We start from the raw sequence: 15,864 nt of genomic DNA on the forward strand, positions 1-15,864 counted from the left end.
AGAAAAGAATGATGTACTAAGCCTCATTCTTTCAGTGCCAGTGCAAAATCTCTAAGCACCCTGGCGTTATCGCCTTTCTCTGCGTCGCCACACACCTTACCCTGGTACGTAATATCCGGGCTTGAGTAGACGGGCAGGCTCTGTTTCTCATAGCTCATCACAGTACCGGCGTTACCACATTTGTACGCCCTCGCGTATCGCTTGAGAAAGTGGTGAAATTCAGATAAGTAGATGGATTTCAGCCATTTATCCAAGTTAGGGGTGGGATTGCCGTCACCGTGCTGTGCCCAGGCGAGATGACCGAGTTCATGTTCAACAGTATCAACCGGAGCACCAGATGAAACACCAAAGAATCTCATACTGAGATTTGGCTCAACCTGCCCACTAAAATCGAGAGAAGTCATATATTTCTCAGGAAACACATAGCCATAGAACTGGTTTTTCTCCGGGTAATACACATCCAGATCATCTGTCCCCAGGGTGGCTTCCAGTGCATTGTGTAATGAATAGGATATTGGGTCCGTAAGCCTGTTCTTATCTATCTCGACGTACTTTATCTCACCCAGAGTTCTGGTCATGGGAATACAGGAGTTTTCAAGCACCTTATTGGCATAACGGATTGAGGCCGCCAACTCTTTTTCGACACCTTCCCTGCCCTTGTTCTCCAGCACTTCATTGTCAACGAGGAAGTTAATTTCCGTTTCCACCGGGTCACTGATTTCACACTCGGGCAAAACCAGCCCGCCTTCGCCAGGTTTTAAGTACACCAAAAGCGCAAATACAAACACTAATGAACCGATAACGGCTGCATTTTTTCTGTTCATTTTTTCTTTCCTGCCAAACTGATAACACGCCTGCTGTGCAGGCCATGAATTACCAATTTACCGTGAAGCCAGAACAGAACAATTTGCCATGCACTGAACAGAGACCGGAGATTAATTTTTATGCAACCAGTTTGCACGTGCAGCGGGTATTTGCGAGGCAGATAAACAAAAGCCGCGTCAGTGAAACGCGGCTGGTTGATAAGATTCGTTAGTGCGCAGCTTCGCCAGGGTTAGTACCAAACTGGCTTTGGCTGTAGATATCGGCGAGCGATTTTGGTCCGCTGTGCCGGTTGGATTTGCGGCGATGGGTGAAGACATGTTCTTCATTTTCAATCGCCTGGGCATGTTCCTCTGCAGAATGAAGGAACTCCGGATCCGCCATGGCTTGTTTCCGTAAGCGGTTTACCTGTTCGAGTTTTTCCCACAACATCATACACCTCCCACAAACACTGTTTATATAAACAGTATAGGCGTGTATTTCTGTTGGTCAAGAAAAACCTGTATGTTTAACCAGTACCGCCTGGAATAACCACCTGCAGGGAATGCGGGATCACCGAGAACTGAACCGGCAACTGCCCCACCAGCTCCCCATCACACTGAAAACTCCACGGGTGGTCGCTGTGAATATAGAGCGCTGGTGTCTTATCGGTCAGCACCGCCGGATGGGCATTGATCTTACCGTTCCCAAGGGCGGGCAGGCTCACCAGCCTTTTGAGCAGCGGCATATCCGAAACTGCCACCAGGTCAAAACAGCCGTCACTGACACTGGCATCAGGCGCAAAACGCATCCCGCCGCCGCCATACTGACCAATACAGGCCATCACCAGCAGTCCGCGCAGATCGGTGTTTATGTTTCGTCCCGAGATATGAAAACGGTCAGCCCTGTAAGTGAGCAGGCAGGAAAGCAGAGTGAGATAGTAGCGCCAGGAACGCCCGCCAGCCGGGCCCATTTTCTCGAGAATAAGCGCATCCAGGCCGGTGCCCGCGATATTGATAAAGACCTGCTCCTGAGAAAAGTCCTCCCCGTAGCGTGAAAGACCAACATCGTGGCTGATAAGGCGCGGAGTAAAAAACATCTTCAGCCAGGCATTCACACCGGATGGAATACCATGCATCCTGGCCCAGTCATTGCCTGAGCCCCAGGGCAGTACCGTCAGGGTAAACTCACTGAGCGGAATACCAGACATCCACAATCCCTGCAGCACTTCATTCACGCTGCCGTCACCGCCACCGGCAACAAAGCAGCGCTCTCCTTTGTTCGCCAGCTCTCTGGCCAGTTCAGTGGCGTGTTTGCTGTAGCGGGTAAAATGCGTCTCATACTGCAGGCCTTTCTCCTGAAGCTGATGCGCCATTTCACGCCACTTTTGCTCTGCCTTTCCCCCTCCGGCAAGGGGATTAATAATGAAACACCAGTGCATCGCTGATCACCCGGCTGATTAACTTACCCGTAAAATGCCCGAAATTTCATGGTGTTGAAAGAGATGTTCCATCAGGAAGTGAGCCTGCTCAACTTCCGGCGACCAAACCCGCCTCCCCCTGCATACGGATCTGTTCATCCAGCCATTGGGCAAATGCCTGGTAACGCGGACGTTTTTGCAGGCCTTTGGGGCAAATCAGGTCATACCCACGGGAAGCGCTGACCGGGGCAAACGGGGCTGTCAGGTCCCCGCTTTCCAGCGCCTGTGAAATCAGTGACAACCGGCCAACTGCAATGCCCATGCTGTTTTTTGCCGCCGTCATCGCCATTTCTGAATGATTGAAAATGTACACCCGCTCGCTGACGTCCAGCCCTTTAAGCTCAGGATTATCCTGCCCGGCCAGCCAGCGCTGCCATTCACTGTTGGGCGCGTCTGCCTCAAGAGACTCTGAGCAGTGAATGAAGGTCGCGCTTTCCAGCTGCTCACAGAGGCGGCCCCCACTCTCCTGAAGCTGCTTCCAGTAATCAGGGCTGCATACCGGCACCAACTGCTCATCAAACAGCCTTTTACTGTAAAAGTCACTGTGCAGGGCATCACTGTAATAGATAGCAAGGTCCACCGGTTCATGCTGAAAATCGAGCCGGCTGGCTTTCACACGAAGCTTTACATTGAGATGAGGATAGCGCTGCTGAAACGAAGGCAAACGGGGCAGCAGCCAGCACTGGGCGAACGTCGGAGCAACGCCAAGATAAAGCTCCCCCCGCAGCTCATTAAAACGAATGTCTTCCAGCTCGGTAAATATAAGATCAAATGAAGCAGTCAGCGCATGCTGCAAACGCTCGCCTTCTGCCGTCAGCTCCAGCCGCCGGGTCATGCGTACAAACAGGGCAAAACCGAGCTGCTCTTCCAGAGATTTGATCCTGTGACTGACCGCTCCCTGGGTAATACAAAGCTCATCGGCCGCTTTAGTAAAGCTGAGTAACCTGGCCGCCACCGAGAAGGTATACATGTTTGCCAGCATGGTCTGTTTACGTTCCATTTCGCCCTCATGCATTAATCTTTTTAATCCATAGGAGGATTTTATTGGTTTGTCAGCGACCAAACAAGGGAGTTAAATAAAACCATCTTATCCATACAAGGACCTCAGACAATGAGCACTGGAATTAAAATCACTGTTATCGGCGCTGGTTCAAGCTATACCCCGGAACTGATCGAAGGCCTTATTAACCGCCGCGATGAGCTGCCGATCCGCGAGCTGTGGCTGGTCGATATTGAAGACGGCAAAGAGAAGCTGGCGATCATAGCCGACCTGACCAAACGCATGCTGGCCAAAAAAGGCCTGGAGCATATCGGGGTGCATGCCACTCTGGACCGCATCCCTGCCCTGAAAGGCGCTGATTTTGTCTGTTCACAATTCCGTGCCGGTTGTCTTGAAGGCCGTATCCGTGATGAACGCATTTCGCTTAAGTACGGTATGATTGGTCAGGAGACCAATGGCCTGGGCGGCTTTGCCAACGCCTGCCGCACTATCCCGGTTACGCTTGAGATCTGCCGTGAGATGGAAGAGCACTGCCCGGATGCCTGGCTGCTGAACTTTACCAACCCGTCGGGCATGGTGACCGAAGCGGTACTGAAGCATACTTCAGTCAAAGCCGTCGGCCTGTGTAACGTACCGGTGATCATGCAAAAAGGCATCGCAGAAATGCTGGAAGTGCCGGAGCAGGATGTGATCATGCAGGTGGCCGGTCTTAACCACTTTATCTGGGCCCGCCAGATCCTGCACGATGGTCAGGACAAGCTTCAGCACGTTATCAGCCAAATCCTGAATGGCAACGACACCCTGGTGCCACGCAACATTCCGCCATTTGACTGGCCACCGGCGCTTTTGAAAAACATGGGGATGATCCCGTGTGCTTACCTGCGCTACTACTACACCAGCCAGGACATTATGGACCAGGAACTGGCTGAAGCCGACGGTGAAGGTACCCGTGGTGAAGTAGTGAAAGCGATGGAGCAGCGCCTGTTTGATATCTACCGCAATCCGGAGCTGAATGAAAAGCCAAAAGAGCTGGAGAAACGCGGCGGTCAGTACTATTCCGAAGCGGCCTGTGAGCTGATGAGCTCTATCTACAATGACAAGCGCACCATCATGCACGTCAACACCCGCAACAATGGCGCGATTTCCGGGCTGCCTGATGACTGCGCGGTGGAAGTGAGTTCGATGATCACCAGGTCCGGTCCGCTGCCGCTGAACGTAGCACCATTTGAGACCGATACCCTGCGTCTCATCCAGCTGATGAAGGAATTTGAAACCCTGACCGTAAAAGCAGCGGTTGAAGGTGACCGGAATGCGGCCCTGCGTGCGCTGATCCTTAACCCGCTGGTGAACACCGGCACCATCCTGGAGCAGGCGCTGGAGGAAACGATTCGGGAAAACCTCGACTATATGCCACAGTTCGCGTAAAACAGAGAGAGTCACCTCAGGGTGGCTCTTTTTGTTGCAGTAAGGAAGTCTCAATGAAACTGATTATGAATGCGGATGACTTCGGCCTCACGCCGGGTGTTAACCGCGCTATTGTCCAGTCAATGGAACAGGGTGTTGTCCGCTCCACCACCCTGATGATGAACCAGCCAGGAACCCGGGATGCCATAGCGCTTATCCACTCAGGAAAAGTGCCCAATGTCGGCCTTCACCTGACGCTGACTTCAGGCTACCCGCTCTCACCTGCTGAGAGGGTACCGGACTTAATCCAGAGCAATGGCCGCTTTCTGTCTCAAAAAGAGCTGTTTGAAAAAAAAAAGCTCGATACTGAGCAGGTCTATACCGAGCTGAGGGCTCAGTATCAGGCCGCTGTCGATCAGGGTATCCGCCTTACCCATCTTGACTGTCACCACTTTGCCGCTACCTATCCGGCCACCCGGGACGCGTTTATTCAACTGGCGAAGGAAACCTGCCTGCCCTGCCGCCGGGTCGATATGTTTGTGCAAGGTAACGCGGGGCTGACATCTCCGGATGTATTTAACCTGGAGTTCTTTGATCAGGGCGTCTCATTACCATCTCTGAAACAAATTCTGGAAAAGTTACAATGTCACGATACAGTAGAACTGATGTGTCACCCCGGCTTTGCAGATGAAGCTCTGTTACAGGAACTGAGCAGCTACACCGATAAGCGCGAACTGGAGCTGGAGATCCTGACTTCGGATGAGCTCAAAGGCTGGCTGGGTGAAAACGGTATTGAGCTGATTGGGTTTGATTACTTCCGGCCGTAAACAACAAAAGCCCGCAATGAGGCTTCTTACTGTTGATAGCAGTGTGTTTTCCCGTTGGCTTCTGTCGCGTTGCGTCAAGGCAGCACAATGTTTCAAGGACGCATAAATACAGTCCCTGTAGCTCGGACCTGCCATCCCTGGCAGGAACGCCTTGAAACATTGCACTACCTCGCCGCCTTTCACTCTAATAAGTAATAAATTTCCGGAAATTAAAAGCCCCGCGAACGGGGCATTGACTCATGGTTTAAGCAGGCAGGGCTTTCATCTCCCCTGCTACCAGCTCTGCCTCAGGGCCGAGGATGACCTGGATGTTATGCTCGTTGAGCTTCACTACCCCCATCGCACCCAGCTCTTTCAGCGCTGACTCGTTCACTTTGTTCATATTACGCACCGTGAGACGCAGGCGGGTAATACAGGCATCGATGTGCTCAAGGTTATCTTTGCCACCCAGGGCTTCTGTGTACTGCGCCGCTAGGCGGGTTTTATCGCCAGATGCAGTAACCACTTCATCATCGTCACTGGCGTCTTCACGCCCCGGGGTTTTCAGGTCCAGTTTGATGATAGCTACGCGGAACACCACATAGTAAACCACCGCAAAACACAGCCCCTGAACCACCAGCATATATGGCTTGTTCGCCAGCGGCAGATTCATCGACAGGAAGAAGTCCACCAGACCACCACTGAAGGTAAAGCCAGCAGTCCACTGGAATGCTGCCGCAATCGTCATCGACAGCGCGGTAAGCGCCGCATGGATGACAAACAGAACCGGCGCCACAAACATAAATGCAAATTCGATTGGCTCTGTTACGCCGGTCACGATCGCCGTACCACCCGCAGCGAGCATGATAGAACCCACTTTGGCTTTGTTTTCAGGACGGGCGCAGTGATAAATCGCCAGCGCCGCCGCAGGAAGACCGTAACCCATAACCGGGAAGAAGCCCGCCATGTAACGACCAGTCACACCCAGCTCACCTGTGTTCGACCAGAAGTTACCGATATCGTTGATGCCCGCCAGGTCAACCCAGAATACCTGGTTAAGCGCGTGGTGCAGCCCCAGAGGAATAAGCAGGCGGTTAAAGAAGCCATACAGACCCGCCCCCGTCGCGCCAAGGTCAATAAAACTCTTACCAAAGTTGACCAGCGCAACATACACCACCGGCCAAAGCGCGATCAAAATGTACGCCACCACCAGCATAACCGCCGAAGTAATAATCGGCACAAACCGTCGCCCACCAAAGAACGCAAATACCGCAGGAAACTGGATATTGTGGAAACGGTTATACAGCTCACCGGCGATGATACCTGTGATAATACCTGTAAAGGCATTCACTACCGCGCCGTAAGCTATCTTAGTCTCAAGGCTCATATCCGCGACCGGTGTGCCAGTCAGCTGTGATACTACCGCCGGATCAGAGACCAGAGTCTGAACAATAAACATACCTATCAGGCCTGCCAGGGCAGCCGCGCCGTTGTTGTCTTTCGCCATACCAAACGCCACACCAACGGCAAACAACCAGGCCTGGTTATCCATAATGGCTTTACCGGCATTAATCAGAAATGAGGCCAGCGCATTACCGCCACCGCCCCAGCTTGGATCAAGCGCATAGCCTATACCCAACATTAAGCCCCCTGCAGGAAGAACGGCGATGGGCACCATCAAAGCCTTACCGACTTTTTGTAAATATCCTAATATGTTCACGTAACACTCCTAAGCTTTATCAGTCTTCACTCAGGAGAATACAGTTGGCCGGGTTAACAGGAATATGTGGCTTTATTAAGAAAAGTTAATCCGGTATTTGCCCCCTGTTTTATAGAACTCCAGCGTAATGAAACACCATACTTTTTATTGGTTTTCCCTCACTTTATTCCTATATTTTTTAATTAACAGACATCAATAATCACTCCCCGGACCAGGCGCCATACGCGGCCTGTCTGACTCATTAGCGAGATGCCTATGTTCAACTTTAACAGCAAAAAAACAGAGGAATTAGAGGCGAAAATCGAAGAGCTGCAGGCAATGGTTGACTCCACCAACCGCTGTTTGCCAACTATCGAGTTCGATACCAAAGGCAATATACTGACCGCCAGCCAGGAATTTCTGGATATTGCCGGATACAGCGAACAGGAAGTCGTCGGGCAACATCACTCAGTTATGTGTTTCAGCAGCTACACCAACACACCTGAGTATCGCCAGTTCTGGCAACGACTGGCATCCGGAGAGAAAATGCGCGGTACCTTTGAACGGAAAAACAAACTCGGGGAACGCATCTGGCTGGAAGCGACTTACTTCCCGATCACACTACGTGGCAAAGTCATAAAAATCCGGAAAATCGCTGCCGATGTGACTGAACAAGTGGAAAAAAACGCCACACAAAGCAGCATACTTAAAGCGCTGGATCAGTCTCAGGCCATTATCGAGTTTGAACCTGACGGCACCATCCTGACCGCTAACCAAAACTTTCTTTCTGCCGTTGGTTACACGCTGGCGCAAATACAGGGCCAGCACCACAGTATGTTCTGTGACGAAGATTTTCTGCAGGCTAATCCCAACTTCTGGCAGGAACTCGCCCGGGGTGAGTACAAGGCTGGCCAGTTCAAACGCAAAAACAGCTATGGCGAAGATCTGTGGCTTGAAGCAACCTACAACCCGATCGTCGACCCCTCCGGTAAAGTGTTTAAAGTGATCAAGTTCGCCACCGATATCACTCAGACGGTCAAACAGAACCAGGCCGTGGCCCAGGCCGCTGAAATTGCCTACAGTACTTCGGTCGAAACGGCGCAGATTGCCAAGCAGGGAGCAGCGAGCCTGAATGAATCGGTTGAGGTATCAAACAATATCTCTAAACAGGTAGAAGAAACGTCTGAGCAAATTCATGAGCTGAACGTAAAATCCCAGAGTATCGAAGCCATCGTTTCAACCATCAAAGAGATCGCGGACCAGACCAACCTTCTGGCGCTGAATGCCGCCATCGAAGCGGCCCGGGCAGGTGAACAGGGGCGCGGATTCGCGGTAGTTGCGGATGAGGTAAGGCAGCTGGCATCAAGAACGGCGCAATCAACCAATGAAATCGCAACCGTAGTAACTGAAAACAAGACGCTGACCGATGCCGTTACCCTGAGTATGAAAGAAGTCGCGGAGATCACTTCGGTTGGGGTGGACAAGATCGCCGAAGTGTCGAAAGTGATGGATGAAATCGAAGCGGGAGCTGAAAACGTCTCTCAGACGGTAATGAATCTTTCCCACTAAAGGAGACGATAAAATGAGAGCCCGCATGGTGCGGGCTCTCTTCTATACTATGGACGGTTACCCACTTTTACAGTGCCGTTACCATTAAACCACAGCGCCTCTTTGCGGCGGCGGCCAAGCAGGATTGGGCCATCATCGAAAAACAGGAAGTTCTTCCAGTTGCGTTTAAACACCGACCATTTGGTCTCAATGACGTTGTACTTCTCGTAGCAGAAGTAGACGGTCACGTCGTCCTGCCAGTTCATGTGCTCCTGCACTTCGGCCGGCAGATCGTCTTCGTCTGATTCCCACTCCGGCATCCACTCTACTTCGTGCAGCCAGTTACTGGTCTGCATTGGCCAGTCTGATGAACTCAGACGGTCTGCATCCGGGCTTTGAGGGCTGATGTTCTCTTTCCAGAACTGAGCCGAACGGGCCTGGGTCATTGGCTTGATCTGTTCCAGATCAGCCTCTGCAACAGGCATGGACTGATGAGTAAAAATCCATTTTCTTGAATAGTCGTCCAGCGACATGTAAGACATTGCGTCTCCTTTATTCTTATACTTCGCGCCAGTCCGGATTAACCAGCGCGGTCAGATTGTGGTCCCGCCATTCACCGTTGATCAGCAGGTAGTCTTTGGCGAAGCCCTCTTTCACAAAGCCCATCGACTGCAATACCCGCTCGCTGCGGATATTGTCGGGAATGTAAGAAGCCATAATGCGATGCATGTTCTGCTCGGTAAACATGTAGTTCACCGCCAGGTTCAGGGCGCGCTTCATGATACCGCGTCCCTGAAAGTCTTTGTGCATCGAGTAGCCCACGTTACAGGCATGAAACGGGTGGCGGACCAGGTTACTGAATGAAATCGTGCCGACCATTTTATCGCAACTGGTGTCGATAATGATCAGGTAGTAACCCAGCGCCAGTTTCTGCAGCTCATGCAGCTTAATAAGCCGCTGTGCCCAATGGCCTACTTCATAAAATGAATGCTCACGCTTTGGCTCCCAGGGCGTCAGGTGCTCGCGGTTCTGAAGAAAATACTCACAGATACGATCCGCATCACCCGGATGCGAGCTGCGAACCTGCAGCTCACCCGCCTGTAAATCAACCGTGTACTGGCTCATGGATTAATCGCCTTTTCTTATCCCGTAATCTCGCAGTTTATTGGCGATCGATGTGTGGGATACATTGAGTCTTTTAGCCAGCTTACGGCTGGACGGGAAAGACTGGTAGAGATGACTTAAGATCTGCGCTTCGTACTCTTTCATGATCTCATCGAGTGAGCCATCCAGATTCAGCGCAGCCGGATTGGCAACGTTATCCAGCTCAGGCAGTTCAAAGTGTTCTGGTTTCAGCAGTTCACCGTTCAACTGGGTCATAGCCCGCAACACCATATTATCGAGCTGACGGATATTACCCGGCCACTGATACTGGGAAAGCTTCTCCAGCATGCCTTCATCGAGAACCGGCTTGCGCACACCGAGCTGCTGGGCGTATTTGGCCACAAACAGTTCAAGCAATGGCGCAACGTCGCTGCTGCGCTCACGCAGTGGTGGAATGTGCAGGTTAAGCACATTCAGGCGATAATAGAGGTCTTCGCGGAAACGGCCGCTCTCGGTCAGCTCAGCCAGCTTCTGCTTGGTGGCCGCGATCACACGGACGTCAACGTGCATTTCTTTCTCTTCCCCCACCCGGCGGAACGTGCCGTCCTGGAGGAAGCGCAGCAGTTTGATCTGCAGGTGCGGACTCATTTCCCCAATTTCATCGAGGAACACGGTGCCACCGTCAGCCTGTTCGAAGATACCAACGTGGCCTTTTTCATTGTTGAAGGTGCCCGGCGCATGACCAAACAACTCGGTCTCCGCCACATCATCGGGCATAGACGCACAACTCAGCACCAGAAACGGCGAACTGGCCCGCTCGCTGCGGTTATGACAGGCGCGTGCCAGCATCTCTTTACCGGTGCCGGTTTCGCCTTCGATCAGCAGTGGCTGACTCATCATCGCCAGTTTCTTGGCCTGACTGAGCAGGGATTTGTGTTTGGCCGAAGCGCCGACAAAGTGCTCGAAGCCCAGCGCATTCTGATCGGACAGATACTGCTGCACCGGAGCGTGGCTCTGGGTAGATTTCAGCGTGACCACCGCACTCGCCAGTACGGTTTCGTTGTTCTCACCGCTGATGTAAACCGGCATCACTTCAAGCGCATAGTCCAGTCCGTGCACCACCACGTTGTCGCGGTAGCGGGCTTTACTTTCATCGAGCCATTTAACAAAGCTCAGCTGAGGAATGAAGTGTGAAATGGGTTCACCGAGGATCGACTGACCGTTCGGCGACAGCAGATCACTCGCGGCGTGGTTGGCCACATCTATGGTGCCTTTAAGGCTGACCGACAGTACAGGGTCCGGCAGGTTTGCCAGCAGCGCCATCAGCTCTGTGCTGTGACGCTCACTTGGCATAAACTGAATTTTGCGCACGTCTGTAACGCCCGGGATAAGACGGATTTGCACCATCAGGTCCCGGAAGGTGTCGAACTCAATTTCAGGGCAGTTAAGGTAAATAATACCCCGGCGATCGATCTCAATACCGCGCAGGTCGATCTGTTTGGACGCCAGAATATCCAGCAGTTCGCGGGTCAGGCCCAGCCGGTCTTCGCATAAAACTTCTAAACGCACAGTGTGGTCCATTCAGGTGTCAGAAAAAGTTGACACTAAGTCTGAGACAAGCCGGGTTACCAGTCAAGAAATCCGGCTTTAAATCAATGCCGTGTGCACATTTATCCGTCGTTTTTCGGCAGTTTGAGCTGTTGTAAAATCGAGCGGCGTATCTCACCCAGCTTTATCTGATTGTCTTTCTGCCACGGAACCGGCCGCAGAAGTTGCAGTGCTTTAAGGCCAAGCCTCGCTGTCAGCAGGCCAACACCCAGCCCCTGGGCCGCGCGGGTAGAAAGCTTACCGGCCAGATCCATCGACAACAGATCCATGCCGGCGTCCGCCACCAGTTCACTCGCCCCGGCTGCCGCCATGTTGACGAACACCAGCTTAAGCAGACGGATACGGGACCAGTAACCCAGTTCTACTCCGTACAGGCGGGCAAGATCGTTGACCAGTTTCAGGTTGCGCCAGGCCACCAGCAGCATGTCGGCCACCGCCAGCGGACTGACTGCTACCAGCAGTGCCGACTCACCGGCCGATTTGGCGATCATCTGCTTGCTCTTCTTATCCAGGCTCTGAAGTACAAAGCTGTCGTACATATCCAGTACGTCGTGATCACTGTGGGTAGCGTCAATCGCGTTGACCCAGCGTTCATAGCCGGTGTGCTCTTCTGTTATTCCGCTCTGCTTCGCCAGATTCTGGCAAAACGGCCGCGCTTTACCGATCTGATCCGACTCCATCAGCGCCAGTGCCTGCTCCTGGGTCGAGAAGCGCCGCTTGAGCTTTTTCAGCCGCCAGAACTCACGTCCTAACGCTGCCACACCCATTCCGGCAAGACCACCAATAAAGCCGCCCCAACCCAGGCTGAGCCAGTCCCCGGCCTGAAAAGCGGTAATGATGTTATCCACTGCCTGCCAGCCAAGCAGGCCAAAGAAACTACCGCCGATGGCCGCGGCCCACAGGCCAGAGCGACCTTTGGGTTTCACTGACTGCTCTACCACGTTTTCAATCGGATTCTCTTCTTCGGCAACCGACGGGACAAAGGTCTGCTTTTCGCCAAACTGCATCTGACTGGTCAGCTCCGGAGAGTCCGCTTCGTCTTTCAGCGGCTGGTCAAAGACCTGTTTGGTTTTGAAATCACTCATGACAGCTTGTCTCCGATCAGAAATTGCAGCGCCTTATCCAGCCGGATATGACTGCACGGGGTATTGGTCTCGTGAGGCAATGGAATAAAGCTCTGGAAATCAAAACCATTACTTTGCCAGTATTGCGCCGATGGCAGGCGGGACGGTACCTCACCCGGGAACAGCGTCATCGGCTGTCCGGTTTCGGTGATGCCCTGAATGGCCGCCTGATTGCCGGAAGAAGACGCCACATAGCCCGCTTCGGTCGCTTTGATGGAGGCAATGCTCAGGCAGTTCATTTCTATGTTTTCATACGCGGCGTGCTGCCACGCCGGGTGGATCATCTGTTTAAGCAGAGAAACCAGATTGTGGTGCTGATCCGGCGTAACATGGTCGGCCTTGGTCGCGGCAAACAATACTTTGTCGATTTTGGCCGAGAACAGCCGGTTAAACAGGTTGCTGCGACCATATTTAAAACTCTTCAGCAACTGCTCTATCGCGCCCTGCATATCCGCAAAGGAATCCGCGCCCGCATTAAGTGGTGACAAACAGTCCACCAGCACGATCTGACGGTCAAACGTCGAGAAGTGTTCGCGGTAAAAACGCTTCACTACCTTGCTTTTGTACTCTTCAAAACGGGCGCTCAGCATAGCGTAGTGGCTGTGCTTACCCACCTCTTCCACCGTATCCGGCAACGGGAAAAACTGCAGCACCGGCGCGCCTTCGAGCTCACCAGGCAGGACAAAGCGCCCGGGCTGTACCCAGTGCAGTCCTGCGTCTTTACACTGGTGCAGATAATCAGTGTAAAGCGCAGAAATTCCGGCGAGCAGGCTTTCACAGGCTTCCGCTTTAGGATCAAACGTTTCCAGTGCTTCAAGCCACGGTCCGGCCAGTTCTTTTCGGCGACCTTTCATCGCCTCAAACTGACTCTGACTCCACTGATCAAAGTCCATATCCAGCAGCGGCAGATCCAGAAGCCACTCTCCAGGGTAATCGACAATATCCAGATAGAGGGTCGCGGTCTGAGTGAGGTATTTCATCAGGCCACCCTGAGGGCGGTATTTGATCGCCAGACGAATTTCACTCACGTCCCGGGTCGGCTCCGGCCACTGAGGTGGCTCAGACGCCAGTGCAGCCAGCGCTTCGTCATAACCAAAGCGTGGCACTAACAGGTTGGTCTGAGGCTCACGCTTGGCCCCGATAAGACGCCCCTCACCACAGGCCCGCAGCATAGGCAGGCTGTCATGAGTCGAGGTGTAGAGCAGCTGATTCACTAAAGAGGAGATAAACGCCGTCTTCCCCGCCCGGGAAAGCCCGGTCACCGCCAGCTTCAGATGACGGTCCATCCCCCGGTTAACAAAATCACTGACTTCCTGGGTTATTTTATGCATTTAGTTCTCCGAAAAGGGGTCTGGGCTCTGGGCTCTGGGCTCTGGGCTCTGGGCTCTGGGCTCTGGGCTCTGGGCTCTGGGCTCTGGGCTCTGGGCTCTGGGCTCTGGGCTCTGGGCTCTGGGCTCTGCAAGCACGGTTTCATGCTCAGGCCTTACTGTCACACGATAGCTTCAGCTGCCCACATCACGTATTGCGAACTCCCCCAAGGCCCAGAACCTAGTGCCTAGCGCCTTCTAACAACATCTGCTCCATAGTGTGCAAAATCAACCCTTAACACCAGATGAACAGGATCAAAAAAGGCGCAGCATAATACTGCGCCTGGTACTTTAAAGCCGGATTAATCATCCATCTCGGCGATTTTCACCTTCCAGGTGTCCGGGCCGATCTGGTGGGCGTTGGCACCGCGGGAATCTACCGCTACGGTCACTGGCATATCCTCGACTTCAAATTCGTAGATTGCTTCCATGCCCAGTTCTTCAAACGCCACTACGCGTGCTTTCTTGATCGCTTTCGCTACCAGGTAAGCTGCGCCGCCGACGGCCATCAGGTAGACCGACTTGTGCTTCTTGATTGATTCAATCGTCGCTGCGCCACGCTCAGCTTTACCAATCATGCCCATGATGCCGGTCTCTTCGAGCATCATGTCGGTAAACTTGTCCATACGGGTAGACGTTGTCGGACCTGCCGGGCCTACTACTTCATCGCCCACTGCATCTACCGGGCCAACGTAGTAGATAAACTTGCCTTTCAGGTCCACGCCTTCTGGCAGACCTTCGCCATTGTTGAGCATTTCCTGAATACGTTTATGCGCGGCATCACGGCCGGTCAGGATCTTGCCTGACAGCAGCAGGGTTTCACCGGTTTTCCAGCTCTGCGCTTCTTCCGGCGTTACAGTATCGAGATTCACGCGGCGGGTGCTATCGCCGGCTTCCCAGGTGATCTCCGGCCAGTCTTCCAGCTTCGGTGGTGTCAGCTCTGCCGGACCATTGCCGTCCAGGGTGAAGTGAACGTGACGGGTCGCCGCACAGTTCGGGATCATGCATACCGGCTTGGAAGCCGCGTGAGTTGGCGCGGTCTTGATCTTCACGTCCACCACTGTGGTCATGCCGCCAAGGCCCTGAGCACCAATGCCGAGGCGATTGACGCGATTATATACATCCAGGCGCAGCTCTTCTTCAGCGTTTTGCGGGCCGCGCTCCTGCAGCTCGTGAATGTCGATGTGCTCCATCAGGGCTTCTTTGGCCAGTACCGCAGCTTTTTCTGCGGTGCCGCCGATACCAATACCCAGCATACCCGGAGGACACCAGCCCGCGCCCATCAGGGGAACGGTTTTCTCTACCCAGTCTGCGATATCGTCAGACGGGTTGAGCATCACCATCTTGGTTTTGTTTTCAGAGCCGCCGCCTTTGGCCGCGATCTGCACTTCTACTTTATCGCCCGGCACCATTTCGACGTGCACGACCGCCGGTGTGTTGTCGCGGGTGTTTTTACGCGCACCGGCCGGGTCTTCAAGCACAGATGCACGCAGCGGATTATCCGGATTGGTGTATGCCTGTCTTACGCCTTCATCAATCATCTGCTGAACGGTCAGGTCACTTTCCCACTGAACCTGCATACCGATTTTCACAAAACAGGTCACGATGCCAGTGTCCTGACAAATCGGACGGTGGCCTTCTGCCGACATTCTGGAGTTGATCAGGATCTGCGCGATGGCATCTTTCGCCGCCTGGCTTTGCTCTTTCTCATACGCTTTGTTCAGTGCCTGCACAAAATCGAGGGGATGATAATAAGAGATGTACTGAAGGGCATCAGCAACACTGCTGATGAGGTCTTGCTTACGAATGACGGTCATACGTGCCTCTGTATTATTTCTGCTTCCATGTGTAAGGAAACTGTTTCACATTTCAGGATTCACAGCTTGTCAGGCTCTGCGGAACAGGCTGAATAACAACCATTTT

14 protein-coding genes are annotated in these 15,864 nt (G+C 53.1%); 3 read left to right on the plus strand and 11 right to left on the minus strand.

Annotated elements, in window-relative coordinates; all coding sequences use genetic code 11:
* Positions 1-23 precede the first annotated feature (23 nt).
* The 4 genes from ACVB80_RS03950 to ACVB80_RS03965 form a co-directional block, all read right to left on the minus strand.
* The gene (locus ACVB80_RS03950) at positions 24-824 is read right to left on the minus strand and encodes a hypothetical protein (protein WP_481079973.1); all 801 of its coding nucleotides are present in this window, start codon (positions 822-824) and stop codon (positions 24-26) included.
* Between the two features lie 208 nt (positions 825-1,032).
* Positions 1,033-1,254, minus strand: coding sequence for a hypothetical protein (locus ACVB80_RS03955; RefSeq protein ID WP_481080367.1), 222 nt, complete (start codon positions 1,252-1,254; stop codon positions 1,033-1,035).
* A 76-nt stretch (positions 1,255-1,330) separates the two neighbouring features.
* Positions 1,331-2,242, minus strand: coding sequence for a diacylglycerol/lipid kinase family protein (locus ACVB80_RS03960; RefSeq protein WP_481079974.1), 912 nt, complete (start codon positions 2,240-2,242; stop codon positions 1,331-1,333).
* Between the two features lie 88 nt (positions 2,243-2,330).
* The gene (locus ACVB80_RS03965; protein WP_481079975.1) at positions 2,331-3,281 is read right to left on the minus strand and encodes a LysR substrate-binding domain-containing protein; all 951 of its coding nucleotides are present in this window, start codon (positions 3,279-3,281) and stop codon (positions 2,331-2,333) included.
* A gap of 111 nt (positions 3,282-3,392) precedes the next feature.
* Here ACVB80_RS03965 and ACVB80_RS03970 point away from each other — a divergent pair, with 111 nt between their 5' ends.
* On the plus strand, positions 3,393-4,706 hold the full coding sequence (locus tag ACVB80_RS03970) for a 6-phospho-beta-glucosidase (RefSeq protein ID WP_481079976.1): 1,314 nt from the start codon (positions 3,393-3,395) through the stop codon (positions 4,704-4,706).
* A 53-nt stretch (positions 4,707-4,759) separates the two neighbouring features.
* The gene (locus tag ACVB80_RS03975; RefSeq protein ID WP_481079977.1) at positions 4,760-5,512 is read left to right on the plus strand and encodes a carbohydrate deacetylase; all 753 of its coding nucleotides are present in this window, start codon (positions 4,760-4,762) and stop codon (positions 5,510-5,512) included.
* Between the two features lie 244 nt (positions 5,513-5,756).
* On the opposite strand, the gene nagE is transcribed toward ACVB80_RS03975, so the two are convergent.
* A complete protein-coding gene (gene nagE, locus ACVB80_RS03980; RefSeq protein ID WP_481079978.1) occupies positions 5,757-7,211 on the minus strand; it encodes an N-acetylglucosamine-specific PTS transporter subunit IIBC in 1,455 nt (484 codons plus the stop codon).
* Positions 7,212-7,466: 255 nt separating this feature from the next.
* On the opposite strand from nagE, the gene ACVB80_RS03985 reads away from it, so the two are divergent.
* Positions 7,467-8,759 (plus strand): methyl-accepting chemotaxis protein, encoded by a 1,293-nt coding sequence (locus ACVB80_RS03985; RefSeq protein ID WP_481079979.1) that lies wholly within the window; start codon positions 7,467-7,469, stop codon positions 8,757-8,759.
* Positions 8,760-8,806: 47 nt separating this feature from the next.
* Here the strand turns inward: ACVB80_RS03985 and ACVB80_RS03990 are convergent, their stop codons facing one another.
* The 6 genes from ACVB80_RS03990 to ACVB80_RS04015 form a co-directional block, all read right to left on the minus strand.
* Positions 8,807-9,280, minus strand: a complete 474-nt coding sequence (locus tag ACVB80_RS03990; protein ID WP_481079980.1) for a DUF2947 domain-containing protein — start codon at positions 9,278-9,280, stop codon at positions 8,807-8,809.
* Positions 9,281-9,296: 16 nt separating this feature from the next.
* Positions 9,297-9,863 carry a ribosomal protein S5-alanine N-acetyltransferase gene (gene rimJ / locus ACVB80_RS03995; protein ID WP_481079981.1) on the minus strand — a complete coding sequence of 189 codons (567 nt, stop codon included), beginning with the start codon at positions 9,861-9,863 and terminating at the stop codon, positions 9,297-9,299.
* A 3-nt stretch (positions 9,864-9,866) separates the two neighbouring features.
* On the minus strand, positions 9,867-11,411 hold the full coding sequence (gene tyrR, locus ACVB80_RS04000; RefSeq protein ID WP_481079982.1) for a transcriptional regulator TyrR: 1,545 nt from the start codon (positions 11,409-11,411) through the stop codon (positions 9,867-9,869).
* 101 nt (positions 11,412-11,512) lie between these two features.
* Positions 11,513-12,535, minus strand: coding sequence for a YcjF family protein (locus ACVB80_RS04005; RefSeq protein ID WP_481079983.1), 1,023 nt, complete (start codon positions 12,533-12,535; stop codon positions 11,513-11,515).
* Positions 12,532-13,905: a YcjX family GTP-binding protein gene (locus tag ACVB80_RS04010; protein ID WP_481079984.1), complete on the minus strand. Its 1,374-nt coding sequence runs from the start codon at positions 13,903-13,905 to the stop codon at positions 12,532-12,534. Before ACVB80_RS04010 ends, ACVB80_RS04005 begins: the two co-directional genes overlap by 4 nt.
* A gap of 338 nt (positions 13,906-14,243) precedes the next feature.
* Entirely contained in the window at positions 14,244-15,758 is a 1,515-nt protein-coding gene (locus ACVB80_RS04015; RefSeq protein ID WP_481079985.1) for a fumarate hydratase, read from the minus strand.
* Positions 15,759-15,864: the final 106 nt, after the last annotated feature.

It is taken from the genome of Vibrio sp. 9-16B-A1, assembly GCF_056726165.1.